Genomic DNA, 235 nt, shown 5'->3' on the forward strand with positions numbered 1-235 from the left:
TTCGCTGGCGTGAAGTGCTGACCGGTAAGGCACTTGATCTGTGGTTCACCAACAAAGCCTATTGGCACCTGACGCAGGGGGAATGCAGTCGGGACGTTGACAATCCGGATCAGCGTATTGCTGATGACTGCAAGCTGTTTGTGCGCGGTTTTCTGAGCGAAGGTATTGAACTGATCGGCCGTGTTGTCGGCCTGTTTTCCTATCTCGTATTGTTATGGAGTCTCTCGACCTTTGC

1 pseudogene is annotated in these 235 nt (G+C 52.3%); it reads left to right on the top strand.

Going from position 1 to position 235, the window contains the following annotated elements:
* Positions 1-235: pseudogene (locus tag HBA93_RS23640) on the top strand (ABC transporter ATP-binding protein/permease); the annotation flags it as partial.

It is taken from the genome of Ochrobactrum sp. SFR4, assembly GCF_019730395.1.
Lineage (GTDB): Bacteria > Pseudomonadota > Alphaproteobacteria > Rhizobiales > Rhizobiaceae > Pseudochrobactrum.